The organism is Fictibacillus sp. 5RED26, from assembly GCF_015903895.1.
In the GTDB taxonomy this organism is placed as follows: Bacteria; Bacillota; Bacilli; order Bacillales; family Fictibacillaceae; genus Fictibacillus; species Fictibacillus phosphorivorans.
The window spans coordinates 212,408-237,787 of record NZ_JACZDU010000001.1; the positions used below are offsets into that span (position 1 = coordinate 212,408).

23 protein-coding genes are annotated in these 25,380 nt (G+C 40.2%); 14 read left to right on the forward strand and 9 right to left on the reverse strand.

Annotated elements, in window-relative coordinates; all coding sequences use genetic code 11:
- The first annotated feature begins 268 nt into the window (after positions 1 to 268).
- From hutH to IHV10_RS01165, 5 genes are read left to right on the forward strand one after another with little or no spacing between them, the layout of a single operon-like run.
- Positions 269 to 1,795, forward strand: coding sequence for a histidine ammonia-lyase (gene hutH, locus IHV10_RS01145; RefSeq protein ID WP_197126942.1), 1,527 nt, complete (start codon positions 269 to 271; stop codon positions 1,793 to 1,795).
- 16 nt (positions 1,796 to 1,811) lie between these two features.
- Positions 1,812 to 3,473: a urocanate hydratase gene (gene hutU / locus IHV10_RS01150; RefSeq protein ID WP_197126943.1), complete on the forward strand. Its 1,662-nt coding sequence runs from the start codon at positions 1,812 to 1,814 to the stop codon at positions 3,471 to 3,473.
- 16 nt (positions 3,474 to 3,489) lie between these two features.
- Positions 3,490 to 4,761, forward strand: a complete 1,272-nt coding sequence (hutI, locus tag IHV10_RS01155; protein ID WP_197126944.1) for an imidazolonepropionase — start codon at positions 3,490 to 3,492, stop codon at positions 4,759 to 4,761.
- Entirely contained in the window at positions 4,736 to 5,710 is a 975-nt protein-coding gene (gene hutG / locus IHV10_RS01160) for a formimidoylglutamase (protein ID WP_197126945.1), read from the forward strand. The genes hutI and hutG overlap by 26 nt, the downstream gene beginning before the upstream one ends.
- Complete coding sequence (locus IHV10_RS01165; protein WP_197126946.1) at positions 5,703 to 5,963, forward strand: helix-turn-helix domain-containing protein; 261 nt, start codon at positions 5,703 to 5,705, stop codon at positions 5,961 to 5,963. Before hutG ends, IHV10_RS01165 begins: the two co-directional genes overlap by 8 nt.
- A gap of 98 nt (positions 5,964 to 6,061) precedes the next feature.
- On the opposite strand, the gene IHV10_RS01170 is transcribed toward IHV10_RS01165, so the two are convergent.
- The 3 genes from IHV10_RS01170 to IHV10_RS01180 form a co-directional block, all read right to left on the reverse strand.
- Positions 6,062 to 7,096, reverse strand: a complete 1,035-nt coding sequence (locus tag IHV10_RS01170) for an acyltransferase family protein (protein ID WP_231618095.1) — start codon at positions 7,094 to 7,096, stop codon at positions 6,062 to 6,064.
- 150 nt (positions 7,097 to 7,246) lie between these two features.
- Entirely contained in the window at positions 7,247 to 8,281 is a 1,035-nt protein-coding gene (gene ytvI / locus IHV10_RS01175) for a sporulation integral membrane protein YtvI (RefSeq protein WP_197126947.1), read from the reverse strand.
- A gap of 158 nt (positions 8,282 to 8,439) precedes the next feature.
- Positions 8,440 to 9,252, reverse strand: coding sequence for a YihY/virulence factor BrkB family protein (locus IHV10_RS01180; RefSeq protein WP_197126948.1), 813 nt, complete (start codon positions 9,250 to 9,252; stop codon positions 8,440 to 8,442).
- A gap of 498 nt (positions 9,253 to 9,750) precedes the next feature.
- Here IHV10_RS01180 and IHV10_RS01185 point away from each other — a divergent pair, with 498 nt between their 5' ends.
- Positions 9,751 to 10,452: a TerC family protein gene (locus tag IHV10_RS01185; protein ID WP_197126949.1), complete on the forward strand. Its 702-nt coding sequence runs from the start codon at positions 9,751 to 9,753 to the stop codon at positions 10,450 to 10,452.
- 197 nt (positions 10,453 to 10,649) lie between these two features.
- Positions 10,650 to 12,656: a methyl-accepting chemotaxis protein gene (locus tag IHV10_RS01190; RefSeq protein WP_197126950.1), complete on the forward strand. Its 2,007-nt coding sequence runs from the start codon at positions 10,650 to 10,652 to the stop codon at positions 12,654 to 12,656.
- 199 nt (positions 12,657 to 12,855) lie between these two features.
- On the opposite strand, the gene IHV10_RS01195 is transcribed toward IHV10_RS01190, so the two are convergent.
- From IHV10_RS01195 to IHV10_RS01205, 3 genes are read right to left on the reverse strand one after another with little or no spacing between them, the layout of a single operon-like run.
- On the reverse strand, positions 12,856 to 13,836 hold the full coding sequence (locus IHV10_RS01195) for an ABC transporter permease (protein ID WP_137790451.1): 981 nt from the start codon (positions 13,834 to 13,836) through the stop codon (positions 12,856 to 12,858).
- Positions 13,829 to 14,743, reverse strand: coding sequence for an ABC transporter ATP-binding protein (locus IHV10_RS01200; RefSeq protein ID WP_197126951.1), 915 nt, complete (start codon positions 14,741 to 14,743; stop codon positions 13,829 to 13,831). The genes IHV10_RS01195 and IHV10_RS01200 overlap by 8 nt, the downstream gene beginning before the upstream one ends.
- A complete protein-coding gene (locus IHV10_RS01205; protein WP_197126952.1) occupies positions 14,740 to 15,543 on the reverse strand; it encodes an SGNH/GDSL hydrolase family protein in 804 nt (267 codons plus the stop codon). The genes IHV10_RS01200 and IHV10_RS01205 overlap by 4 nt, the downstream gene beginning before the upstream one ends.
- 144 nt (positions 15,544 to 15,687) lie before the next feature.
- Here IHV10_RS01205 and IHV10_RS01210 point away from each other — a divergent pair, with 144 nt between their 5' ends.
- The 7 genes from IHV10_RS01210 (at position 15,688) to copZ (ending at position 23,045) form a co-directional block, all read left to right on the forward strand.
- On the forward strand, positions 15,688 to 16,899 hold the full coding sequence (locus tag IHV10_RS01210) for a DUF418 domain-containing protein (RefSeq protein ID WP_197126953.1): 1,212 nt from the start codon (positions 15,688 to 15,690) through the stop codon (positions 16,897 to 16,899).
- A gap of 124 nt (positions 16,900 to 17,023) precedes the next feature.
- The gene (locus tag IHV10_RS01215; protein WP_197126954.1) at positions 17,024 to 17,338 is read left to right on the forward strand and encodes an ArsR/SmtB family transcription factor; all 315 of its coding nucleotides are present in this window, start codon (positions 17,024 to 17,026) and stop codon (positions 17,336 to 17,338) included.
- 18 nt (positions 17,339 to 17,356) lie between these two features.
- The gene (locus IHV10_RS01220; RefSeq protein ID WP_197126955.1) at positions 17,357 to 19,411 is read left to right on the forward strand and encodes a heavy metal translocating P-type ATPase; all 2,055 of its coding nucleotides are present in this window, start codon (positions 17,357 to 17,359) and stop codon (positions 19,409 to 19,411) included.
- A gap of 87 nt (positions 19,412 to 19,498) precedes the next feature.
- Positions 19,499 to 20,044 (forward strand): TVP38/TMEM64 family protein, encoded by a 546-nt coding sequence (locus tag IHV10_RS01225; RefSeq protein ID WP_197126956.1) that lies wholly within the window; start codon positions 19,499 to 19,501, stop codon positions 20,042 to 20,044.
- A 76-nt stretch (positions 20,045 to 20,120) separates the two neighbouring features.
- Positions 20,121 to 20,408, forward strand: coding sequence for a metal-sensing transcriptional repressor (locus IHV10_RS01230; protein ID WP_197126957.1), 288 nt, complete (start codon positions 20,121 to 20,123; stop codon positions 20,406 to 20,408).
- A 15-nt stretch (positions 20,409 to 20,423) separates the two neighbouring features.
- Entirely contained in the window at positions 20,424 to 22,826 is a 2,403-nt protein-coding gene (locus IHV10_RS01235; protein WP_197126958.1) for a heavy metal translocating P-type ATPase, read from the forward strand.
- A 12-nt stretch (positions 22,827 to 22,838) separates the two neighbouring features.
- Positions 22,839 to 23,045, forward strand: coding sequence for a copper chaperone CopZ (copZ, locus tag IHV10_RS01240; protein WP_197128141.1), 207 nt, complete (start codon positions 22,839 to 22,841; stop codon positions 23,043 to 23,045).
- Between the two features lie 48 nt (positions 23,046 to 23,093).
- On the opposite strand, the gene wrbA is transcribed toward copZ, so the two are convergent.
- The 3 genes from wrbA to IHV10_RS01255 form a co-directional block, all read right to left on the reverse strand.
- Positions 23,094 to 23,720, reverse strand: a complete 627-nt coding sequence (wrbA, locus tag IHV10_RS01245) for an NAD(P)H:quinone oxidoreductase (RefSeq protein WP_197126959.1) — start codon at positions 23,718 to 23,720, stop codon at positions 23,094 to 23,096.
- A gap of 98 nt (positions 23,721 to 23,818) precedes the next feature.
- Positions 23,819 to 24,262 carry a hypothetical protein gene (locus tag IHV10_RS01250; RefSeq protein WP_197126960.1) on the reverse strand — a complete coding sequence of 148 codons (444 nt, stop codon included), beginning with the start codon at positions 24,260 to 24,262 and terminating at the stop codon, positions 23,819 to 23,821.
- 138 nt (positions 24,263 to 24,400) lie between these two features.
- Positions 24,401 to 25,066 carry a phosphatase PAP2 family protein gene (locus tag IHV10_RS01255; protein WP_197126961.1) on the reverse strand — a complete coding sequence of 222 codons (666 nt, stop codon included), beginning with the start codon at positions 25,064 to 25,066 and terminating at the stop codon, positions 24,401 to 24,403.
- Between the last annotated feature and the right edge of the window lie 314 nt (positions 25,067 to 25,380).

Consider the following 25,380-nt stretch of genomic DNA (forward strand, 5'->3'; position numbering starts at 1 on the left):
GATGAGGGGGCGTATTCGAAAGAGTTTTCTTTCGGGTGCGCTCTTTTTGTTTTTTATCTATACATTTTGAGGTTTCTTTTAATAGCTTCTTTGGAAAGTTGATTGGAGTGAAAGGTGCGAGACTCCTGCGGGATGAGTGGGACAGGCGAGACTCTTAACAGCGCAGAGCGCTAAGAGGCTCACCGCACACCCCGCTGAAAGCGAGTTCCTGTAACGGAAATCAACTACTTCGAAGAAAGAACAGAACCTTAGTAAAAGAGGGATGAAGATGATTACATTAACAGGTAATACACTTTCGATGGAAGAGATCAAGCGGATTCTGCATGAGAATGAACCCATTGAAGCTTGCCCGGTCAGTATGAAGAAAGTGGCTGACAGCCGGAAAGCGGTTGAAGCGATTGTGGCTGAAGGTAAAGTGGTGTACGGAATCACGACTGGCTTCGGAAAGTTTAGCGATGTTTTTATTTCTAGAGATGATGTGGAGACATTGCAGATCAATCTGATCCGCAGCCATGCGTGTGGAATCGGAGAACCGTTTCCTGAGACGATCAGTCGTCTTATGCTTATTTTAAGAGCAAATGCTCTTCTGAAAGGCTTTTCGGGTATCAGGCCAATCGTAATCGAAAGGTTGCTAGAATTAGTCGAGAAGAATGTTCATCCTGTTGTTCCGCAACAAGGATCACTTGGAGCGAGTGGAGATCTTGCACCGCTTTCTCACTTAGCCCTTGTGTTAGTAGGTGAGGGAGAAGCGTACTACAAAGGAGAACGTATTTCTGGTCAGGATGCTTTAAAGAGAGCGGGAATTGAACCTGTCGTCTTAACAGCGAAAGAAGGGCTTGCCTTGATCAATGGAACGCAAGCCATGACAGCACAAGGTATTGCTGCCTATATAGAAGCGGAACGCATCGGACTCATGGCAGATGCGATTGCAGCGCTTACCACAGAAAGTTTACGAGGCATAACAGATGCGTTTGATGAAGATGTTCATCTTGCTCGAGGTTATCAAGAGCAGGTAGATGTTGCAAAGCGTTTAAGAGAATATTTAGAAGGCAGCCAGCTGACAACGAAACAAGGAGAGATCAGGGTACAAGATGCATATTCGTTAAGATGCATCCCTCAAGTACATGGGGCCTCGTGGCAGGTTCTTGGTTATGTAAAAGAAAAGCTTGAGATCGAGATGAATGCTGCAACGGATAACCCACTGATCTTTGATGACGGAAACAAAATCATATCAGGTGGGAATTTTCATGGTCAGCCTATCGCTTTTGCAATGGACTTTCTGAAGCTCGCCGCAGCAGAATGGGCGAACATTTCAGAGCGACGGATCGAACGGATGGTCAATCCTCAGTTGAGTGACTTACCTGGTTTCTTAAGTCCGAATCCAGGGCTTGAGTCAGGTGCGATGATCATGCAATATGCTGCTGCATCGCTCGTTTCAGAAAATAAAACATTGGCGCACCCTGCAAGTGTCGATTCGATTCCTTCATCAGCTAATCAAGAAGATCATGTGAGTATGGGTACGATCGCTTCTAGACATGCGGCTCAGATCATTGCAAATGCAAGACGAGTGCTGGCCGTTGAATTAATCTGTGCGATGCAGGCTGCAGATTTCCGAGGACCTGAAAAGCTCGCACCTAAAACAAAGAAAGTATATGAACAAGGAAGAATCGTTTGTCCGACGATACAGTGTGACCGTATGTTCCACAAAGATATGGAAGCTGTTGCTTCATGGATCCTTGATACATCGTGGAATGACATCTTAATCGGATCTAAAATTCAAAAGTTAGCACATTAAAAGGAGGTATTTTTACATGTCAAACGTAAAACATTCTATATCAGCTGCAAGAGGTACGAAACTATCTGCAAAAGGATGGGTGCAAGAAGCGGCAATTCGAATGCTTATGAACAATTTAGATGGTGAAGTAGCAGAGAATCCTGATGAGCTTGTCGTATATGGAGGAATTGGTAAAGCTGCTCGCAACTGGGACTCTTATCATAAGATCATAGAAACATTAGAGCGTTTAGAGAATGATGAAACCCTTCTCGTACAATCTGGAAAGCCGGTCGCCGTATTTAAATCGCATACTGATGCTCCGCGTGTTTTACTCGCCAACTCCAATCTTGTCCCTGCATGGGCAAATTGGGAGACATTCCGTGATCTTGAAAAAAGAGGTCTGATGATGTACGGCCAAATGACTGCAGGAAGCTGGATCTATATTGGCACACAAGGCATCCTGCAAGGGACGTATGAAACATTTGCCGAAGCGGCTCGCAAACATTTTAACGGATCACTAAAAGGAACGATCACGCTAACAGCAGGTCTCGGAGGTATGGGTGGGGCACAACCTCTAGCAGTAACAATGAACGATGGTGTTGTGATCGCGATTGATGTAGACGAAACAAGGATTCAACGTCGTTTGGATACGAGATACCTAGATAAAATGACAAAGAGTTTAGATGAAGCATTAAGCATGGCGAAAGAATATGCGGCAAAAGGTGAGCCATTATCGATTGGTCTTCTAGGGAACGCTGCTGAACTTTTACCAAAGATGATCGAGATGGGAGAGATTCCTGATCTTGTTACGGATCAGACTTCTGCGCATGACCCGTTGCATGGTTACTTACCAGTAGGTTTTTCTATGGAAGAAGGAGCAGAACTTCGTAAACGTCATCCGGAACAATATATCGAAAAATCAAAGCAATCGATGGCGGTTCACGTTCAGGCTATGCTTGAGATGCAGAAGAAAGGTTCTGTCGTATTCGATTATGGGAATAACATCAGACAAGTAGCACTTGACGAAGGAGTAAAAAACGCATTCGATTTCCCTGGATTCGTACCAGCTTTTATACGCCCATTGTTCTGTGAAGGGAAAGGACCTTTTAGATGGGTTGCGTTATCGGGCGATCCAGAAGATATCAGAAAAACGGATGAAGTAATTTTACGAGAGTTTAGTGATAACGAGCACCTCTGCAAATGGATCAAGATGGCTCAGGAAAAAGTACAGTTTCAAGGCCTTCCTTCCCGTATCTGTTGGTTAGGATATGGTGAACGTGCGAAGTTTGGAAAAATCATCAACGAAATGGTAGCTAGCGGAGAATTGTCAGCACCAATCGTAATCGGGCGTGATCACTTGGATTGCGGTTCAGTTGCTTCCCCTAATCGTGAAACAGAAGGAATGAAGGATGGCAGTGATGCCGTTTCGGACTGGCCGATTTTAAACGCGATGATCAATGCGGTAAACGGAGCGAGCTGGGTCTCTGTTCACCATGGTGGCGGTGTTGGGATGGGGTATTCTCTTCATGCCGGAATGGTGGTTGTAGCAGATGGAACAGAAGAAGCAGCTCGTCGTTTAGAGCGTGTATTAACAAGTGATCCTGGAATGGGAATCGTTAGACATGCTGATGCAGGTTATGACCTTGCGATTGAGACGGCAAAAGAAAAAGGCGTAGATCTGCCAATGATCGAGAAATAAAAAAGGAGTGTGACGAATGCTAGATACATTGATTTTTGCTGGACAGGTGATTGTTCCAAAAAGTAATGGAGCGGCGCTTCGAGGTACACAGATGAACGAACTCTCCATCATTGATAACGGAGCTGTTGGGATAAAAGATGGTGTAATCGCGTTTATAGGAACTGCGGAAGAAGCATCTCAGTTACAGGCAAAAGAAACGATTGAGGCAACAGGCAAACTTTTATCACCAGGCTTAGTGGACCCTCACACACACCTCGTGTTTGGGGGATCGCGTGAGCATGAACTCGCTTTGAAACAACAAGGAGTTCCTTATCTAGAAATTTTGGCTCAAGGCGGGGGAATTCATTCGACCGTTAAAGCTACGCGTGAAATATCAGAAGAAGATCTCTATGAAAAAGGAATGTTCCATTTAAACAGATGTTTAACATATGGCGTTACGACGATGGAAGCAAAGAGTGGATACGGACTGGATAAAGAGACCGAATTAAAGCAGTTGAGAGTAGCAAAAAAGCTGAATGAAACTCACCCGATCGACCTTGTTTCAACCTTTTTGGGAGCTCATGCGATTCCTGAAAATTATAAAGGAAGACCAGATGCCTTTTTAGAAGATATGCTTTCTTTGTTGAGTGTAATCTCAAAAGAGGGTCTTGCAGAGTTTGTAGATATTTTCTGTGAAACAGGTGTCTTTACAGTAGAACAGTCTAAAGTCTTTCTTCAAAAAGCAAAAACAGCAGGATTTGGTGTAAAGATTCATGCGGATGAAATTGATCCTCTTGGCGGGACGGAGATGGCTTGTGAGATCGGGGCTGTATCTGCCGATCACTTAGTTGGAGCAAGTGAGGAAGGGGTTCGTATGCTCGGTGAGTCAGATACGATCGCAGTCCTTCTTCCAGGCACTACGTTTTATTTAGGGAAAGATCATTTCGCTCCAGCACGGGGCATGATCTCAAGTGGGGCAGCTGTAGCACTGTCGACTGATTTTAATCCTGGAAGTTCACCGACAGAAAATTTACAGTTCATTATGAGTTTAGCTGCATTAAAGCTGAAGATGACGCCAGAAGAAATTTGGAACGCTGTAACGGTCAATGCAGCTTTCGCTATTGGACGCGGAGATGTTGCAGGTAGTCTAGAAATAGGAAGAAAAGCAGATCTAGTTCTGTGGGATGTACCAAACTACAAGTATATTCCTTACCACTACGGTGTTAACCACGTAAATAAAGTATGGAAGAACGGTAAGTTAGTTGTTGGAAAGGGAGATATTCATGCAAACTATACCCTTTCTACGTAAATCGGATGAGGCACCCTTTACTGACCGCGGCATTAAAAAGGCAGGTCAGCTATTAAAGCCTTGGTCAGGAGAAGAAGTGAGAGGAGTAGCGATTGCTGGAGCTCCTCTCTCTAAGACTTCTATTTCACATTCAGGTGCACATCTCACACCACAGACCATTCGTGCGATGATGCATTCGTTTTCCACATATAGCATTGAAGAAGAAAGTGATCTTTGGGATCAGAGCATTACCGATTTTGGAGATATTGAGATGCATGTAACAGATCTCTTTACGTCACAATCCCGTATCCATTCGGTCTTAAAAGATATCGGAGCTCAGCATAGAGATGCATGTGTGATAACTCTGGGTGGTGATCATTCTGTTTCTGCAGGAGCGATCAAAGCTTTCCAAGAAACGAGGGGACGAGTTGGCATCATACAGTTTGATGCACATTTTGATCTCCGTAACACGGAAGACGGTGGTCCATCAAACGGTACGCCGTTTCGCCAACTTATTGAAAATGGTGTGATTACAGGCGACCAACTTGTTCAGATCGGTATTCGAGATTTCTCAAACGGGAAACTCTATCATGATTATGCGAAGGATCATGGTGTTACCGTGCATACGATGGGTGATGTTAAAAGAAGTGGCTTGCTTTCTTTATTGCAAAAATCAGTTGACCAGTTAAAACAGACAACAGATAACATATATATTTCTCTTGATATGGATGTTTTGGATCAGGCTTTTGCACCAGGATGTCCTGCAATCGGGCCAGGTGGATTAGACAGCGACTCGTTAATTGAAGGTATACAATATCTTGCACAAGAACCATCTGTTAAAGGAATGGACATCGTAGAGATTGATCCAACCTTAGATTTCCGCAATATGACGAGCCGATTAGCGGCCTACATCATCATACAATTCACACTTTTTTATACAAAAAGAAAAGGAGGAATAAAGGATGAGTGAATTTGGAAGGTTTATAGAAATGTCCAGAAACCAAAAAGGATTGAGTAAATCAGAGCTTGCTCGAAGATTAAGTATTACTCCTCAATACATGGCTGATATTGAAAAGGGAAGGATGATTCCTTCTGAAGAAAAGATAGAAAAGCTTGTAACGACATTGGAGTTAGACGAAAAAGAAGCGTTTAAACTCGCTGACAAACTTCCGTTACGTGTGTTAGCAGAAGCAAAACAACATTACTATAAGCAGGGGTCTTAGAATTTATTTTAATAGCACTCTTTCTATTTATTATATTCTTATCGGAACGAAAAAACACCGCTAGCCATTTCGGCTTAGCGGTGTTTTCTTTATGAAAACTAGCTCTCTCTAGGCTGAGAGGGCTTTGGTTTTAACATTTTTTTAAGCTTAGACCAACGTAGCTCTATAAACGGCTGTGTTAGTGCGATAACGGGTTTGCTAGCTAGAAATAAAGTTACGATAACAGCTAAGAACAGAAGCATAAAGTATGCGCCGTTTTCCTCAATAGATGCAAATAAATCTGTTGTAAACAAGTATTTCAACACAAATCCATGCAGCAGATAGATATATAATGTGCGTTCACCGAATTCAGTGAAGAACATTCTTCTGCGGGGCAGAAGTGCTAAAAAGCTGAAGGTCGCCGCAAACATGACACCGTACATAGCAAGTCTGACAATACCCCCATACCAATCGTTGTATCCAAGGATTTCCGAGTAAGAAGATGACGAGAGGAGCCATTCTTTTGTTCCGTTAGGAAAAATAAAATGATACGTAACAAATAGTACGACTAAGAAAGCAGCTGAGACGATTTTGGCTCTCGGACGTAAAATCTTTTTGAAGTCTCTCTTTTCAAGCAGATGTCCAAGCAAGAAAACAGGGAAGAAGACAAATGTTCGAAGGAGACTTAAAAATGTACCAATATCATGAATGTAGCCTACTGCAACTCCTATACCTATGGCAAGTACGAGCGGATATTTCATTTTCACAAAGACTTTTAAAAGTATGTTCCAGAAAACTAGACTTAATAAGAACCAGAGCGTCCAATGTGGAGAAAAGAAGTCTAGCTTAACTTCACTTTTACCGTACAAATCATAATAGAAAAAGCTGTAGATTAGTTGAAATACCAAATAAGGAATCAAAACCTTTTTAAAGATTTTTGGAAGATAACCGTCACGCCAAACACCTTTTGTAAAGAATCCCGCTATCAAAATAAACGCAGGCATATGAAAGGTATATATAAAGTTGTAGATCGTGTAAAGCCACTCGTTTTGACTTTTTATCGGGGAAATAAAGTGCCCGAACACGACAAGGAAAATTAGAATAAACTTTGCGTTGTCAAAATAATAATCGCGTTCTTTTATAGCAGTACTCATCGATATTCCTCCAATAATTATTCACCTTATAAAGTATTCGTATGAATTTCTCATTTTTTTTACTTATTCTTTATAATTCCCAACATTGCAGGTGTTTCTAACCTATAAATACAAAAAAACGTGTTTCCTATTACAGGAAACACGTTTTTATTAGAAATCAATCTTTATTTTGATAAACCCTGCACTTCTTAATGCTTCATAAATGATGACGATAGCGGGACCGACAATCAATCCAATAAAGCCAAGAAGCTGGAATCCGATATATAAGGATACGAGAGCTGCTAGAGCAGATATACCAAGACTTGAACCAAGTATTTTTGGTTCGATGATTCTTCGAACAATCGTAATTACTCCGAACATGATCAGAAGTCCGAATGCAAGATGGTCATTATTGTTGATAAAGAATGAATAAGCGGCCCATGGGACAAGGAATGAACCTGTTCCAAGGATTGGAAGTATATCAACAATAACAATTAAAAGAGCGAGAATCACAGCATACTCGACATCTAAAATCATTAGTCCGATCAAAGCCAATGCATATGTAACAAAACTTAAGATGATCTGAGCACGAAAGAATCCTACCGTTGCTCTAGATAATTGACTAAAGACCAGTTCAACTTTTTCACGGGCTGCCGTTGTAAACAGGTTAAGAAACTCAGCATACAAACGCGGAAGATCCAACGAAAACAAGAAAACGGCTACTACATAGATAATAAAGTAGATCAGCAATCCAGGTATGGCTGTGATCAGCCCTAAGATACCAGATGTTAAGTTCTTTGCTGTTTCAACGCCATAATCCTTTAAACCTACTAATCCCTCTTCAAGTGTTCTTACCACTTCAGGAGGTAAGCTAGCATAAAAGTTTTCCATTTCATAAAATGTATTCTCTGCCACTTCGAACAGATGAACGGAATAAGATGGTAGAACAGTGATAAACTCGATGACCTGAATAACGAGCGTTGTCGTAAGCCAGTAAGAGAAAATACCAAGTCCCGCAAGATACAAGATAAAAGTAGCAGTGACGGCCAATAATCGTCTGCCTTTAAATAGTCTAATAAACAATTTCACTACTGGTTCTAGCATTATAGCAGTTAGCAATGCGAGAAGGAGAGGTATACTGTAAAAGACAAAGATGACGATTCCGGCAAGCAAAATGAGTAATAAGATTAAGTTTTTTACAGTCATTTTCCAGCCCCGATCTCCGTAATTTTAGCCGGTCAGCAAATTTTTCGTTACTATCCATTATGACCGGAAAAAAAGATGTTAATTCTTCATATATACACAATGATGTTACGATAATGTGAAAATGTCAATCACAGAAACTGAAGTTTTCAAAAATCTTCTTATTTTCTTAATTCCCTCTTTAATGCAAGTATCGCATTCAACTGTCCACCCGTGATTAAGATCATGGCAGAGAGGTAAAACCACACCATTAATGTTAATAATGCGCCTAAATTTCCGTATATCTGACCGTAGTCAAAAATAAGTACATAGGAAGAAAATAAGTAAGAAAATAGATGCCAGCCTGCAGTTGAAAAAATAGCTCCAGGCCACACGTTTCTGAACGTTAATCTTACATTTGGCGCAAAACGATAGAGTGCTGAGAAAATGGAGAGGAGCACAGAGAAACCTATAAGGTAGCGTGCTGTTTCCCAAATGTGCCAGACGGGATGAGAAAATCCTGTGCGTTCAAATATGTAAATCCCAATGTTTCGACCAAAGACCGGCAGTAAAAGGGCAGTAATAACTGCGATCACAAGGCCGAATGTAAGAAACATGCCTAATATGAGTTCTTTAATAAAAGGTCGGCTCTCTTCAACTTGGTAGGCTTGGTTGAAGACACGGATGATTGCGTGCGTTCCGATTGTTGCTAACCATATCATAATGATTAATGAAACAGATAATACATCTCCTCTATGCTCGTCCAATACAGCGACTAGATTATACTCTAGTAAAGCATATGCTTCTTCTGGTGCAATAGACTGAAAAAGTGATAGTACATAAGAAGAAGATATAGGCAGGAAGCTGAGTATAGTAAAAATGAGAAAAACAAAAGGAAAAAGAGAAACTAGAAAGTAATAAGCAAGCTGTGCAGAAAGATCGAATACTTTATCTTGAAAGAAACGGTGAAACCACTGTTTCATAAACCAATGCACGAGGACACCCCCAATAAATGGATCTTATCAATCTATCCTGCATTATTCCCTTAATAAAAAAAAAGAACGCTTTTTTTGAAACAAAACGTTCACTCAATCGTATCAGTGATGTGAAGTTACAGTCTAATTGCTGTTAAAACATACTACCTGAGTCTTTGTGAGCAACGATGGCAACTACAAACAACAATTAAAGGAGAGGTTACTGGTGTAGGTTGAGGCTGAATAAAAGGAAAACAGCAAGGATGAATGTCTCGACAAAATAATGGAACGCCACAAAAGTTTACACAGGATTGGCATCTAGGCTTACATCTGCAAGAACATGAACGCATAAAAAACACCCCCTTTGCTATTATTATATGTAGAAGTGGATAAGCCTGGCAGGGCATAAAGTGTGCGTAATTACTCATTTTTTTATTTTTCTTTAATGAAATTATTATTCTGCTTTCATTGACTATATGGATATGATTAAACAGATGTTTAACAGAGAGGATTTTTTGAATGGATTTTTTAACACCCGATTTTTGGTCGGCCTTATTGGCGATTGTTGTTATCGACTTAGTATTAGCTGGTGATAACGCAATTGTAATCGGCTTGGCAGCTAGAAACTTGCCGAAGGAAAATCAGAAGAAAGTAATCATCTGGGGAACAGTAGGGGCAATTGTAATCCGTGCAGCTGCAACACTTGCAGTTGTATGGCTCCTGAAGATTCCAGGCTTGCTGCTTGCAGGTGGACTAATTCTTGTCGTTATCGCTTATAAGTTGATGATCGAAGAGAAAGATCATGATATTGAAGCACAAAACAATGTCTGGGCAGCGATTAGAACTATCATTATTGCAGACGCGGTAATGGGTCTTGATAACGTTCTTGCCGTCGCAGGTGCTGCGCATGGTGATTTCTTACTGGTGGTAATCGGTTTACTGATTTCAGTGCCGATTGTTGTTTGGGGAAGCACATTGTTCCTAAAGGTCATTGATAAATACCCGTTCATCATTACAATTGGAGCAGGTGTCCTTGCATGGACGGCTTCTAAGATGATCGTTGGAGAAAAATTCATGGCTCCTTATTTCGAGAATGGATTTGTCAAATATGGCTTTGAAGTTCTTGTTGTTCTTCTTGTTCTAGGATTAGGAACACTTAAGAAAAGAAAAATAGCTGAAGACAGAGCATCTGAAAAGAACCTCGTTAGAAAAGAAGCTTAAGAAAACCGCCTCGTGCGGTTTTTTTGTGTTTGTATTTGTAAAACTCTGTTTGGATTTAGGTGAAAAGTACTTATTTTTAAAGTTTTTAAGTTGAAAATGATTCTTTTGTACCTGTTTAGACCTATTTCTTAAATCATTTATAACTAGATGTCGATATGTAGGTAAGGGGTTTTAGATGATAAATGGGGGTTAAGCAGATGTTTAAAAGAATTCAAACGAAGATCATGCTTTCTGTAAGTATTCTAGTTGCCATTGCACTTTTGTCTGTATCGCTATTTTCTTATTTTCAAACAAAACAACAACTTGAAAGTAACAGCAACGAACAAGCAACAAGTCTTTCAAGCGAAGTTAAAGCCTCAACAGAGCTGTATCTGAAATCTTATGGAAATACGATCGATCGATACAGCCAGGATAGCAGACTTATCAATTATTTAAAAACATTAAAAACGGATGAAGCCAAAGGTCTAAATGCAGCTTGGCCGGTTGTAGATCAGGACTTCAAGCACTTTTTGGGTCTCAATAAAAACGTTGCGGTCTTATACGTAGGTGCAGAAACCAAACAGTTCAAAACGACTCCAAAACTTGAGCTTCCAGAAGGGTTCGATCCTACTGAACGCCCATGGTATCAAACGGCCAAACAATCACCAGAAAAGACGATATGGACGGAACCATATGAAGATGCAAGTTCTGGTGAATATGTTGTAACGGTTACGAAACCGGTGTTAGATCCTGCAACAGATGAGGTTCTTGGTGTAGTTGGTCTTGATCTGAATCTTGCTGGACTAACGAGCATGATTAATAAAACTAAAGTCAGCTACAAAGGATATCCAGTGCTTCTTGATCCAAAAGGTATGGCACTCGTTCATCCGACACAACAAGGAAAAGATTTAAGTAAAGAGACTTTTATTAAAGAAATATATAAAAGTGATAAAGGAAATGTTTCCTATACCTATCAGAATAAAGACCGAGAGCTCTATTATACGACGATAGCCGACACGAACTGGAAGCTTGGATTTGTCTATGACCAGAAAGAACTACTAAAAGATGCTGAAGAGCTATTAAATATGATACTAATCTTTACGTCGGTCGCAGTCATCGTTGCATTAGGCGTAACCTATATATTGGCAAAAAGTATTTCAAATCCGATTACTAGATTACAGACACAAGTACAAAAAGTAGCAGAAGGCGATCTTACCGTCTCTGTTGAAGCGAAATCCAAAGACGAAGTGGGGACACTCACTCATCATTTTAACGCTATGGTCGAAAACATGAGGGGACTGATTACGTCGGTCAGCCATTCTGTTGTAACTGTTAATGAATCTACTTCTAACTTGAGTGCCGTGTCAGAAGAAACGATCGCAGCAAGTGAAGAGGTTTCTAGAGCTGTCAGAGAGATTGCTTCTGGTGCTACAACACAAGCTGAAGATGCCGATGAAACAAACCGTCGAACGATGGACTTATCTCTACAGATCGAAAAAGTAAACGAACAAGCAGAAGAGATGACTCGATTGTCTTTATTAGCTGAGGCTGCAAATAAAAAAGGAATCTCACAAATGGACGTCTTACGTGAAAAAACGGGAGAAAGCAACCAGGTTTTGAAAAACATCGAATCTGTCATTTCTGGACTTGCTGTTAAAGTAGAAGAGATTGAACAAGTGATTCAATCGATTACTGAAATCTCGAATCAGACCAATCTACTCGCATTAAATGCAAGTATTGAAGCTGCTAGAGCGGGTGAGAGCGGGCGTGGTTTTGCGGTCGTTGCCGATGAGGTACGAAAATTAGCGGAACAATCTGCTATTGCTGCAGATAAAGTCCGTAAGACGATCTCCGGAATAGGAGAAGAGTCAGAGCGTGCTGTAAATGAGATGGCGTATACGAAAAGAATCGCTCACGATCAAAACATGACCGTAACAGATACAGAGTCTGCTTTTAAAGAAATCTCAGGTACGATGGCAGATATGGTGAAGTCCATCGAACAAATTACGAGTGAAGTAGAGATGATCAACAACTATAAAGAGGAAGTAGTAGCGTCTATTCAAAGTATCGCAGCCGTAGCCGAACAATCTGCAGCGGCAAGTGAAGAAGTGAGTGCGTCTTCTGAAGAGCAAGTTCGGGCACTATCCACGGTTTCTCAGTCAGCCGAAGAATTGAACGATGCTTCACAAGCTTTGACTGAAATGATCAAACACTTTAAAATCTAGTAAATGTAGCAATTGGACAGATAATGGTGTCGAATGGCTAAATTATCTTCTCGATTGGACAGATTATCCTCTGAATCGGACAGATTAAGGAATCAATCCGACAGATTAACTACGAGAACGGACAGATTACCTTCAAAAAACTAGAAACGAGTCACATAAAAAAGGAAACCGACTTCGGTTTCCTTTCTTTTTTTCTATTTTAATAGATATCTCGCTTAGAGAACGTAACGAAAGCGATGATGAACCCAGCAATTCCCCAGACGGCTAATACGCTCATCGAGAAACCTAACGACATCCCCTCGATTGGAGTTGCCATTCCACTCACATAGTTCGTAAGGTTCAGGTTTACCATAAAGAAATATTTCGCGCTTTCCCAAGAAGATACCATGTTTGCTAGAATGGCTCCAGCAATGAGTGAAGCGAGCATGATTCCCATAACGGCAGCAGTACTTCTTAACAATACGGACAGCATGAAGGTGAGTGTTCCGACAATCATACAAACATACCATACAAGGCCAAACTCCATCAGAATGTATTGCCATTGTGGGACGATGTGTACATTTTCAGTTAAAAGTTCATCTCCAGAAACCGTAAATCCTGTTAAAAGAGGCATGTTCCATCCCCCATATCCGAAAACGACGCCAGATATTCCATACGATAGAACGGCTACGGATAAAACGATGAATGAAATCGAGAGCAGCATCGCTAAATATTTGCTAAGCAGAATGCGCCATCGTTTAACAGGACGAGTGAGCAAGAGCTTTATCGTTCCTCCGCTTGACTCAGAGGATACGAGGTCTGCCACGATGACCATGACGAGTAACGGGAGAAGTAGATCGATCGAGTTCTCAACGAATATACGCATAAACGTAGGTGCACCTGGAGCACGTGGATCGATATCGTTCTCTAAATAATATTGTTGCTGAGAAAGTCTAATTTTTAGAAACTTACGCCATTCATCTTGAATACGGCTCGAGCTTAATCGGTTTTGTGTGTCAGTGATCTCTTGCTGCAGCGTGGTACGCCAATCTTGATTCCCCATCTTCTCACGTTGATCTTGAATCTCTTTAAACTGAGCATATGTAAAAAGAGGAACAAGGAACGCGATGATCAAGATGATGACATACAAGCGTTTTTTTCTAAGAAGCTTTAACATTTCATTCCGGACAAGATTAATCAATGCTTTCGCCTCCTGTTACTTCTAAGAACAGATCTTCTAAAGAAGGAAGCTGAGTTCTCATTTCTTTTACCTTCACACCAGCATTTACGAGTTTCTCGTTCCAATCTGGCAGCAGTGGCTCATTATATAACGTGATCAACGTATCATCTGGGCCTTCCGTAACTTCTGTTTCTAGAGAAAGAATCTCTTTAGCGAGTGGAAGAGGTTCAGCGCGCCAGATCACACGTTCTTGCTCAGCCAATAAGTTATCAACAGAGTCTGTTCGTAATACCGCCCCTTTTGATATGATCGCAACTCGATCACACATCAGCTGAATTTCACTAAGCAAATGAGAAGATACAAGAACGCTTAAGTTCTCTTCTCTTGCTAATTGTCGTATAAATTCACGCATCTCACGAATACCAGCAGGGTCTAGACCATTTGTTGGCTCGTCCAAAATAAGAACTTTTGGTTTGCCTAAAAGAGCTTGAGCGATACCTAAACGCTGTCTCATACCGAGTGAATAGGTGCTTACACGATCGTGAATCCGATTTTGTAATCCGACCAGTTCGATGACTTCATTCAATCTTGTCTTTGGAATGGAAGAATCCATTTTTTGAAAGTGTACAAGATTTTCCCAGCCTGTTAAATACGGGTACAGTTCAGGGTTTTCAACAATACAGCCGAGATGTCTCATCGCTTCAGTAAATTCAGTTCTTACATTCTTACCACCGATTTTAATCGTTCCAGAAGTGGGAGAGATCAAACCGACAATCATTCGAATCGTAGTCGTTTTCCCAGCACCGTTCGGCCCAAGAAAACCAAAGACTTCTCCTGGAACAAGTGTGAATGATACACCTTTTATGATCTGCTTGCCTTTAATTTTCTTCGTTAGGTTCTCTACTTCTAATGCAGGTATTTGACTCATGATTCGTTCTCCTCCTGTTCAAATTTGATCAGTGAGGCTACTCGTTCAGCAATCAGCTTGTAACCTTCCGTGTTAGGATGAAATTGATCGGTATATAGATAGTTTTCTACTTGAAGCTGAAAGAGATCAAAGGTAGGTACATATACGATGTTATTGAAGCCAGCTGCAGTTTCAGCAGACTGAAAATTCCAGTCTCTAACGATTGATGAAGTCGTTTTTGAATCAGGCATGTTGCTAAAAGGGTTGTACAATCCGACATGATAGATGACTGCGTCAGGATTCAGTTCTCTAAGCTGAGTATAGATTTTCTTAACATTACTTAAATAGATCTGTTTTTTACCGTTAATCGCATTATTGTCTAAATTCTCAAGTGCTGCTCCTTGTTGAAAAAGATCATTACCGCCAATCGTCATGACAATAACATCAGCTTGTTTGGCTTGACGTTGGATCTCACTTTGTTGAAGCTGCTTCAGAAGACCTCTAGATGTTTCTCCCTTGATGGCGGTGTTTAGGAGATTAATATCTTGATCTGTTTTTTCTTTTAAGCGCTCAGTTAGATAGCCTGTATAACCTTTTCCATCTGCGTCGCCCGTTCCGCGAGTAAGAGAATCACCTAATGCAAAAATTGTAAGTGTGCCGTCTTGCTTTTCTGTTGAAGTTGATTCGGTTTTTTCTTTGAGCTGTGAAACTTTTTTATTAGCAGAAAATTGATCTTGTAATGTCCAGCCAAGACCAAACAGCCATAATAATGTAGCTGTAATAGAGACAATTGAAACGACCGTTAAGGTATATTTTTTCAAAACCGCTTTCATCCTTCCCAAATCCTTGATCTGTTCTTTATAGAATAGCAAATAATGACTCATATTCTAACTTTTTTGCCTATTTGCGGTAAAATAAACCAAAGGGAGTGGAATCATGGAAAAAAAATTTAAGTGGGGTTCTTTATGAATTGGAGACCAGTCGGAGATCAAGAACGAATTCAATCATTAGATATCATGCGTGGTATAGCCATTTTTGGCATCTTACTCGTAAATATGAAGTCCTTTTCAGGACCTGATTCACCCATCCGTTCTTTAAGTTATGAGTATTTTGACGAGCCGTATAATGTTTGGACAAATGTGCTGCTAGAGTTTTTTGTTCAAGGAAACTTTATTACGATGTTTTCCTTTTTATTCGGGTTCGGGATCGTATTGATGGCAGAAAGAGCGAAAGCCAAAAATATGAGGTTTGTTCCTGTTTTTCTAAGAAGACAGTTTGTTCTGCTTCTCTTTGGCATTCTGCATGTCCTGTTTTTTTGGTACGGTGACATTTTGATCATGTACGCGATAGTAGGTTTGTTCATGCTGATCTTCTATCGCTTAAATAAGAAAGTATTAATCATAACTGGTTTCGTATTAATAACATTGTACAGCCTATTTATGACTACCTTAACATATGATTATTGGACTAGTGGCGCAGCTCTATCGTATCAAAGCGCTCAAAATGAGTTCAATGAACAAGAAATCTTTCAATCCATTGAAGTGTATAGCAAAGGTACATACCTTGAGATCATGAAGGAAAGAATTCGTGAATGGGGAGATTTGAACCGGTACGTTCTCTTTTTTATAGCTGGACTTTTGCCGATGTTTTTATTCGGTGCTTATGCAGCGAAGAAAAGAACGTTCACGAACAAAGAATTATGGAAGATTTGGCTGTTAACATTGATCCTAGGTCCAGGCAGTAAAATATTTGCTGTGATTTTTTTTCCTTCAAAAGGGGAAGATTGGCGTTATGAAACTGCGATGTCATGGGGGTATGAGTTTGGAGGTGCGATGATGAGTATCTTCTACATCTCTAGCATCGTTCTTCTTTATCGAAGCGGAAGATGTAAACGTTTGTTTAACTATTTTCAATTTACAGGGCGAATGGCTTTTACCAATTATTTAACTCAATCCATTATTGCGACAACGTTCTTCTATAGTTATGGATTAGGTCTGTACGGTGAATTTGGACCATTTGTTGGTGTTATATTCGCTTGCATTATTTTTGCTATCCAAGTTCTTTTTTCAAAGTGGTGGATAGAGAGGTATTACATGGGTCCGCTTGAATGGGTGTGGCGTTCGCTGACATATGGAAGAAAACAACGATTAAAAAGACATGAAATAAGCAATGTTTAAAGAAGCTGAGATATTTAGCTTCTTTTTGTTTTGCACAATTCCAAAATTTTCGGTACACTCTAAGTAACATATATGAGCATATGTTCATATAATAAACAAAGCCGAAATATAGGGGGCTGTTTTCATGACTGATCAACAAAACAAATATGAACATCTTGATGAGGAAACACTATTTATCGTATCTCAAACATTTAAAGCACTTTCGGACCCAACCCGAATTCGAATATTGCACCTTTTAGGGGAGAAAGAATGCAACGTTTCTGAAATTGCAGAAGAACTGTCACTTATGCAGTCAACCGTATCCCATCAATTACGCTTTTTAAAAAATTTAAGGCTCGTAAAATTCAGACGTGCAGGAACAACACTATTTTACTCAGTAGATGATGAACATGTGATGACCCTTCTGCATCAATCTATACATCATGCGAGACACGACTAACGAAAGGAGGGACCATTAATGAAAGAGCATAAGATCACCGGACTATCTTGTGGCCATTGTGCATTAAAGCTGGAAGAACAGATTCAACAGCTTCCTGGTGGAGAACGAGCAAAAGTTCAATTTAACTCAAGTAAAATTGTATTAGATGAAAACATGGACATGGACAGCGTACGTTCTATTCTTTCGTCGGAGAATGTACGTTTTGAATCAGACGGAGAGCCTAAGGGTCCAAATTGGCTAATGATCGGGTTGTATGTGTCCGTTGCTTCTTTTATTGCAGCACTTATAACAGAACATATGTTGAACATTACGTATATCTCCATAGTATTTTATGCTGTTGCGACGATAGCTTCTGGTTATTCGACGTTTTTAAAAGGTCTTCGAAATCTGACGAAGTTAAAATTTGATATTAACACTTTAATGACAGTAGCATTAGTTGGTGCAGTTGCCATCGGAGAGTGGAAAGAAGCTGCTCTTGTGGCTATCCTTTTTGGTATTAATGAACTGCTTGAATCTTACGGAATGGAAAAAGCACGGCGCTCGATGGAATCCCTTTTAAAGGTAGCACCGAAAGAAGCACTTTTATTAAGAGACGGGAAGACAGAAGTCATCTCTATTGAAGAACTAGAAGTGGATGATGTAGTACTTGTAAAAACAGGGCAAAAGATTCCATCAGACGGCGTTGTTGTCTATGGAAAAAGTTCTGTGAACGAAGCGGCGATTACGGGTGAATCACTTCCGGTGGAAAAAGAAGATGGAGAGACCGTATTTGGTGGCAGCATCAATAATGAAGGTGTACTTCATGTGAGAATAACGAAGACGTATAACCAATCAGCGCTTTCTAAAATACTTGCTCTTGTTCAGGAAGCACAAGAATCTAAAACACCAACAGAGCTTTTTATTAATCGATTTGCAAACTATTACACACCAATCATCATGGTTGTTTCAGCTCTAGTTATGTTAGTACCACCACTATTATTAAATGAACCGTGGGGTGAATGGTTCTACCAAGGTCTTGCGGTATTGATCGTCGGTTGTCCTTGTGCACTCATTCTATCCTCGCCGATCGCGATACTTTCTGGGATTACAGTTAATGCAAGAAACGGAATCTTGATCAAAGGTGGAGCTTATCTTGAACAGCTTGGTAAGATAAATGTCATTGCTTTTGATAAAACAGGTACGCTTACACTAGGTGAACCGCACGTTGTGGCGGAGAAATCGTTTCATCCCGATTTTTATAAAGTAGCTTATGCGATTGAAAAGTCATCTTCTCATCCCCTTGCAAAAGCAGTCGTAGCAAAGTGTCGGGAAGTTGGTGCTGAAGAAGTAGAAGCGGATGAAATGACTACAGTTAGTGGTCAAGGAATTACAGCGGTAGTTGATCATAAAACGTATAGGCTAGGAAACGAAAAAATAATTGGCAGTACGCTAGCGAGTGAGGACGTAAAAAGTGTTATCGATTCATTTAAAGAAGAAGGTAATACGATCGTCCTTGTTGCAAGTGACACTGAAATTCTTGGTGTGTTTGCTATTGCTGATGAAATTAGAAAAGAAAGTCCTGACATTATCTCTCTTCTTCATGAAAAAGGAATAAAAGAAACGGTCATGCTGACTGGTGATCACCCACTTGTTGCAGATAAAGTTGCTAAGAAAACGGGAGTGTCTTCTTTCTTCGGTGGACTGCTGCCAGAAGATAAAGTAGAAAAGATTAGATCACTAAAGAAGCATGGAAAAGTAGCTATGATTGGTGATGGAATCAACGATGCTCCCGCACTAGCTACTGCTGACCTAGGTATAGCGATGGGAAAAGGAACAGATAGTGCGATCGAAACGGCAGATATTGTACTCATGCAAGATCATTTAGGAAAACTTCCAGATGCTGTACAGGTTTCAAGGAAAGTAAATACAATCATCAAGTGGAACATCGGATTATCACTTGGGTTGAAGCTTTTAGCTTTGCTGCTTACGATTCCGGGGTGGCTCACACTTTGGATTGCAATCCTTTCTGATATGGGTGCTACAATTCTTGTAACATTGATCAGTCTGACTGTCCTGCTTCACAATAGAAAATAGTGAACGTAAAAAGTCATGCAGCTGCATGGCTTTTTTAGTACCATAAAGGGGATGAGGTTAGGATTTTTTTTAGGAGGAACGCATGTCATGTCAGAAACCGTTATTCAATTTTTCCAAGAGTATAGCGAATGGGCGATTATAATTTCACTCGTACTCAATCTATTAATTGGAATTCTAGGTGTTGTTCCTACTGTTTTTATAACAGCTGCAAATATTTTATTCTTTGGGTTTTGGTACGGGACATTCATTTCATTTATCGGAGAAGCATTAGGCGCAATGGCTGCCTTTCTACTTTATAGGAAAGGATTTAAACAAGTTTCTAGAGAGAAGCTTAAAGGGTACCCCAGGGTGGTAAGGTTGTTAGAAGCAAGGGAGAAAGAAGCATTTCTCCTGATTCTTTCACTACGATTGCTGCCGTTTGTACCTTCAGGATTTGTTACATTCGCAAGTGCGATTGGGGCTGTTTCAGCTTTGACTTTTGTTGTAGCGAGCTCTATCGGAAAGATACCAGCATTGGTACTTGAAGCATATTCAGTGTATAACGTATCGGAATGGAATACAGAAGGAAAGATCATTTTAGGAGTTGTAGCGTTGGTAGGTATCTACATTTTTGTAAAAGAAAGAAGAAATTAATCAGAACATTTGATACTATAGGGGGGTATAGTATATACTAACTCTGTAAACATCCAAAACGAAGGGATGAACTCATATGGAACAAAAAACACATCGGTGTGAGAGTGATAAACAAGATTTAAACAACCGTTTAAAAAAGATTGAGGGCCAAGTTCGTGGTCTTCAAAAGATGATAGAAGACGATCGTTATTGCATAGATGTTCTTGTTCAGATTTCTGCTGTGACAGCAGGGTTAAATAGAGTAGGATTTCAATTGATGGAAAGTCACACCCAGCATTGTGTGGCTGATGCGATAAAATCTGGTGATGGAGAAGACGCTATAGAAGAGTTAATGAGAGTCATTAAGCAATTCTCAAAATCATAAAAGAAGGTGAAGACCATGAGCCAAAAGAAAGTAAATCTAGGAATCACGGGCATGACATGCTCAGCTTGTTCAACTCGAATCGAAAAAGTGCTGAACAAAATGGACCATGTCGATGTTAACGTCAACTTAGCCATGGAAAAAGCCTCTGTATCATTTGATCCTCAGATGATCAGCCTTCAAGAGATCGAAGCAAAAATTGAAAAGCTAGGATTCGGAGTAGTTAAAGAGAAAGTAGATCTTGATATTTCGGGTATGACCTGTGCAGCATGCTCTACACGAATTGAAAAAAGCTTAAACCGTATGGAAGGTATCTCTAGTGCTACCGTTAACTTAACGGGTGAAACGGGATCGATAGAATATAACCCGTCGATTGTTTCCGTAGATGAAGTGTTAAATAAGATACAAAAACTTGGGTATCATGCGACTACTCAACAAGATCGCGTAACGAAAAAGACGAAGAAGGAAGAAGAGATCACGTTAAAGAAAAGAAAGTTAATTCTTTCTATCATCTTGTCTCTTCCACTTCTATATACGATGTTTGCTCATATGCCATGGGATTTTGGTCTCTCAATGCCATCTGTTTTAATGAACCCTTGGTTCCAACTGCTTCTTGCTTCAGTTGTCCAATTTTATATCGGAGGGACGTTTTATGTAGGTGCTTTTCGAGCACTACGTAATAAGAGTGCGAACATGGATGTTCTTGTTGCATTAGGAACGTCTGCAGCCTTTTTTTACAGCGTTGTTCAAGCCTTTAAAACGCTCGGTAACCCAGACTACATGCCACAACTGTATTTTGAAACGAGCGCTGTTCTAATCACGTTAATCTTAGTCGGTAAATATTTCGAGACTCTCGCAAAAGGTAGGACAACTGAGGCGATTTCTAAACTTTTGAATCTGCAAGCAAAAGAAGCTACTGTCATTCGAGATGGAAAGGAAGAGAGGGTTCCTTTAGATCAAGTGGTAGTAGGAGATATGCTGCTCATTAAGCCAGGCGAAAAAATACCGGTCGATGGCACCGTCCTCTCTGGTAATTCTTCCGTCGATGAAAGTATGATTACTGGTGAAGCGATACCTGTTGAAAAAACAGAAGGTGAAACCGTTATAGGGGCTACAATCAACAAGAACGGCACACTCCGTATGGAGGCTAAAAAGGTAGGGAAAGAAACGGCTCTAGCGGGAATCATAAAGATTGTTGAAGAAGCTCAAGGATCAAAAGCACCTATTCAACGAATGGCGGATTATATCTCTGGTATTTTCGTGCCAATCGTTGTGGGTATTGCAATAATGGCCTTCACGGTTTGGTATTTCCTTGTTGATCCAGGAAATCTGCCTCAAGCACTTGAAGTCAGCATTGCCATTCTAGTGATTGCCTGCCCATGTGCACTTGGTCTTGCAACGCCAACATCCATTATGGTTGGAACAGGTAAAGGAGCAGAGCAGGGAATCTTGTTCAAAGGCGGGGAGTATCTAGAAGGTGCACAAAGAATTGATGCTGTACTACTAGATAAAACAGGAACGGTTACAAAAGGAAAACCAGAAGTGACAGATCTCACAGAGTTAAAAGAGGGTTTTGTATCTCACGTGATTTCAGCAGAGAAAAGTTCTGAACACCCTTTAGCGGAAGCCATCGTTGAGTACGGAGACAAACAGAATATTCCTCTCATTGAAACGGAGTCCTTTCATGCTATTCCGGGATATGGGATTGAAGCTAACGTGAGTGGAAAAACCATACTCGTCGGAACAAGAAAGCTCATGAAAGAAAAAGATGTAGAATACAAAGAGCACGAAGCACTTCTTGAGACATATGAGAACGAAGGAAAAACAGCTATGCTTGGAGCTGTAGATGGAGAACTCGTTCTGGTTATAGCTGTTGCTGATACGGTGAAAGAAACTTCAAAAGATGCGATTAACTCTTTAACAGAACAGGGTATTGATGTGTATATGATCACAGGTGATAACGAGAGAACGGCATTTGCGATCGCTCAAGAAGTGGGTATTAAAGAGATATTCGCTGAAGTGTTACCCGAAGATAAAGCACGTATCGTGAAAGAGCTTCAAGATAAAGGGAAAACAGTTGCGATGGTAGGTGATGGGATCAATGATGCTCCAGCACTCGCGACTGCTAATATCGGAATGGCGATCGGTACAGGAACAGATGTCGCGATTGAAGCGGCTGATGTTACGCTTGTTGGCGGGGATCTGAATCATATTCCAAAAGCGATAGAGTTAAGCCGTAAGACAATGCGAAATATTAGGCAGAACTTATTTTGGGCATTGTTTTACAATACAGCAGGTATTCCAATCGCTGCATTCGGTCTCCTCGAACCATGGGTTGCCGGGGCTGCTATGGCTTTTAGCTCTGTATCTGTGGTTACTAACGCATTGCGTTTAAAACGATTAAACTTAAACAATATTTAGGAGGAAAAGATGATGGAAACAAAAACATTAAATGTAGAAGGCATGACATGTGGCCATTGCAAAGCGTCAGTAACGAATGCACTAAATGAACTAGATGGAGTGAAAAACGTAGTGGTTCACTTAGAAACTGGAAAAGTGGATGTAGAAGTAGATTCCTCGAAAGTGACAGATGCCGAAATGCGTGAAGCGATTGAAGATCAAGGATTTGACGTAAAGTAAATGTGAAAAAGCCTCTCCAATCGGAGGGGCTTTTTTATTTAAGCATTATTAAAGGTTACCTTTAAGTGCTTTTGCTACTTTTGCCACGCGTTTGCCTAATCGTGAAGCCATTGTTTTTTCTGCATCTTGAGGTTGTTGGCTGCCATCTGCTCCTGCAACCGTCGAAGCCGCATAAGGTGAACCTCCGATGCCTTCTGAGGTCATCTGTTCAGGGTTTTCTCCATAAGGAAGACCAACGTATATCATTCCAAAATGCATGAGTGGGACAAAAGAAGTAATAGCTGTTGATTCTTGTCCACCATGTATTGTATTTGAACTTGTGATCACGGCAGTGGCTTTGCCCTCTAGATCACCATTCGCCCAGAGCCCGCCTGCAGAATCGAGTAATTGTTTGATTTGTGCTGGCATCATGCCGTATCGTGTTGGAATTCCCCATACAATACCATCTGCCCATTTTAAATCGTCAAGTGTAACCTCAGGAATATCAGCCTGTGCTTTTTGTGCTTTTACATAAGCATCTTGCTGAGACATGTATTTTTTCGTAACTTCAAATTCAGGAACTTTTACCACTTTTACATCCATGCCTTCAACTTGCTTTACACCTTCTGCTGCTGCTAGTGCCATCTCATGAATATGACCATAAGAGCTATAATATACAACCAAAATATTAGCCATTATATTACCTCCTTAATTAATGTGACTCTTGTACACTTCCCGTTTTTAATCATTTGAAATCATAAAAAAATCCGCCTGTGAGTTTCAGGCGGTCTGCTTTAATAATAAGGATAAGGATATGGATAGGGCGTGTAATAAGGATACGGGTAAGGCGGATAATAGGGGTATAAAGACAAAGCTGCAAGAGTGGCGAGCGGGAAAATCTGACGATAATATCGTCGGTAATACGGATTTCCATTCCATTGGCGCTGATTCTGCTGATTTGTTTGTTGTTGCTGCCCCTGTTGGCTCTGCTGTCCAGGTTCACTCGCCTGAGATGTTTGTTCTGTTTGAGGGGTTTGTTGCTGCGTTTCTTCTGCAGGCATCATATTTTGCGGCACCATCATATATACATTTTTTTTATCTAAATCAGTAATAATGCCTTCGACTTCTTGACCGTCACGCGTTTTGATCGTGACATGGTAATACATGTGAGACTTGCACATTTGGTGCATGTTATCTGCACGAACTTGGTCAACTGCATTCGTTTGTGCATCCCTCATCGTAATCACTCCTTCCCATGTTATTCATATTTGCCTTCAATCCTAGTTATGTCTGTACATGAAAATTGTTTTGTAAATGGTGTTTCTTAAGCTGCAAGAACAAAAAAAGAACCGCTTATATAAAAGCAGTTCTTCACCTTAACTTTTTTCTGTGCTTTGAAGTTTTGTTTTAAACATTCGTTTGAAAAAGCTGAATACTGTTTCAGCCTCAAGATAATAAAACAGTTTAAAAAGCAGGCTGCTAAGTAAAATACCAGCAACGACATCTAGTACAACATGTTGTTTAACGAAAAGTGTCGACAAGATGATACTGTAAGCAATGGTTGAGACAATGATATCTTTTCTTATCGTCCACATCTTACTATGGCGAATACCTAATATCATGAGATAACTACTCAAAACATGAATGCTTGGAAAACAGTTGAATGGTTGGTCAGCGCCATAAACATACTGAACCATCTTTGTGAGTATGCCACCTTCAACTAATTCGGGACGGGGAACCGTGGTTTGAAAAAAGAAATAAATCACATAACATACCAGCATTCCCACACAAAAACTTAATAAGGTCCGATAATAAATGGCTCTGTCATAAACACAAAAGTAAACAAACATTAGAAAAATAAAAGCATACCAAAGTACATAAGGTACTATAAAAATCTCTGCAAATGGGATTTGGTGATCCACTGCTGTAATAAGTTGCCTCGCCCCGCGTTCCCCATGATTTAATACTTGATAAATAATATTCAGTAAAGGGATAGAGAGGAGAAGACATAAAGCTAAAATATTCTCTTTTATAATACGCAATACGAACTACTCCTTTATCTATATCATCAGCTAACTAACATATTCCCGTTTTTAAAGGTTTTACACGTTTTGAAATACACCTTATTGAGGTTACCATATTATGGTTTATTTGTCATAGGTCATGAGACGTATTCTACTATAAATTTTATATCAATTTATCGTTATGTCTAGTCTTCCCAAGTAGGGTTACAATTTCTTTGCCACAATTTGCGTCAAGTAGTAAATGTACCCGTATATTATATATTCAGACGATTACTTTTTGACTTTTCTGATAAAAGGAATATAATGGAGGTACAACCGTAAGACCTAATGCA

Bases quoted from the DNA above. Each gene is read 5' to 3' on its own strand.
- hutH (WP_197126942.1), top strand. From the start codon at position 269: ATGATTACATTAACAGGTAATACACTTTCGATGGAAGAGATCAAGCGG.
- hutU (WP_197126943.1), top strand. From the start codon at position 1,812: ATGTCAAACGTAAAACATTCTATATCAGCTGCAAGAGGTACGAAACTA.
- hutI (WP_197126944.1), top strand. From the start codon at position 3,490: ATGCTAGATACATTGATTTTTGCTGGACAGGTGATTGTTCCAAAAAGT.
- hutG (WP_197126945.1), top strand. From the start codon at position 4,736: ATGCAAACTATACCCTTTCTACGTAAATCGGATGAGGCACCCTTTACT.
- IHV10_RS01165 (WP_197126946.1), top strand. From the start codon at position 5,703: ATGAGTGAATTTGGAAGGTTTATAGAAATGTCCAGAAACCAAAAAGGA.
- IHV10_RS01170 (WP_231618095.1), bottom strand. From the start codon at position 7,096: ATGAGTACTGCTATAAAAGAACGCGATTATTATTTTGACAACGCAAAG.
- ytvI (WP_197126947.1), bottom strand. From the start codon at position 8,281: ATGACTGTAAAAAACTTAATCTTATTACTCATTTTGCTTGCCGGAATC.
- IHV10_RS01185 (WP_197126949.1), top strand. From the start codon at position 9,751: ATGGATTTTTTAACACCCGATTTTTGGTCGGCCTTATTGGCGATTGTT.
- IHV10_RS01190 (WP_197126950.1), top strand. From the start codon at position 10,650: ATGTTTAAAAGAATTCAAACGAAGATCATGCTTTCTGTAAGTATTCTA.
- IHV10_RS01200 (WP_197126951.1), bottom strand. From the start codon at position 14,743: ATGAGTCAAATACCTGCATTAGAAGTAGAGAACCTAACGAAGAAAATT.
- IHV10_RS01210 (WP_197126953.1), top strand. From the start codon at position 15,688: ATGAATTGGAGACCAGTCGGAGATCAAGAACGAATTCAATCATTAGAT.
- IHV10_RS01215 (WP_197126954.1), top strand. From the start codon at position 17,024: ATGACTGATCAACAAAACAAATATGAACATCTTGATGAGGAAACACTA.
- IHV10_RS01220 (WP_197126955.1), top strand. From the start codon at position 17,357: ATGAAAGAGCATAAGATCACCGGACTATCTTGTGGCCATTGTGCATTA.
- IHV10_RS01225 (WP_197126956.1), top strand. From the start codon at position 19,499: ATGTCAGAAACCGTTATTCAATTTTTCCAAGAGTATAGCGAATGGGCG.
- IHV10_RS01230 (WP_197126957.1), top strand. From the start codon at position 20,121: ATGGAACAAAAAACACATCGGTGTGAGAGTGATAAACAAGATTTAAAC.
- IHV10_RS01235 (WP_197126958.1), top strand. From the start codon at position 20,424: ATGAGCCAAAAGAAAGTAAATCTAGGAATCACGGGCATGACATGCTCA.
- copZ (WP_197128141.1), top strand. From the start codon at position 22,839: ATGGAAACAAAAACATTAAATGTAGAAGGCATGACATGTGGCCATTGC.
- wrbA (WP_197126959.1), bottom strand. From the start codon at position 23,720: ATGGCTAATATTTTGGTTGTATATTATAGCTCTTATGGTCATATTCAT.
- IHV10_RS01250 (WP_197126960.1), bottom strand. From the start codon at position 24,262: ATGAGGGATGCACAAACGAATGCAGTTGACCAAGTTCGTGCAGATAAC.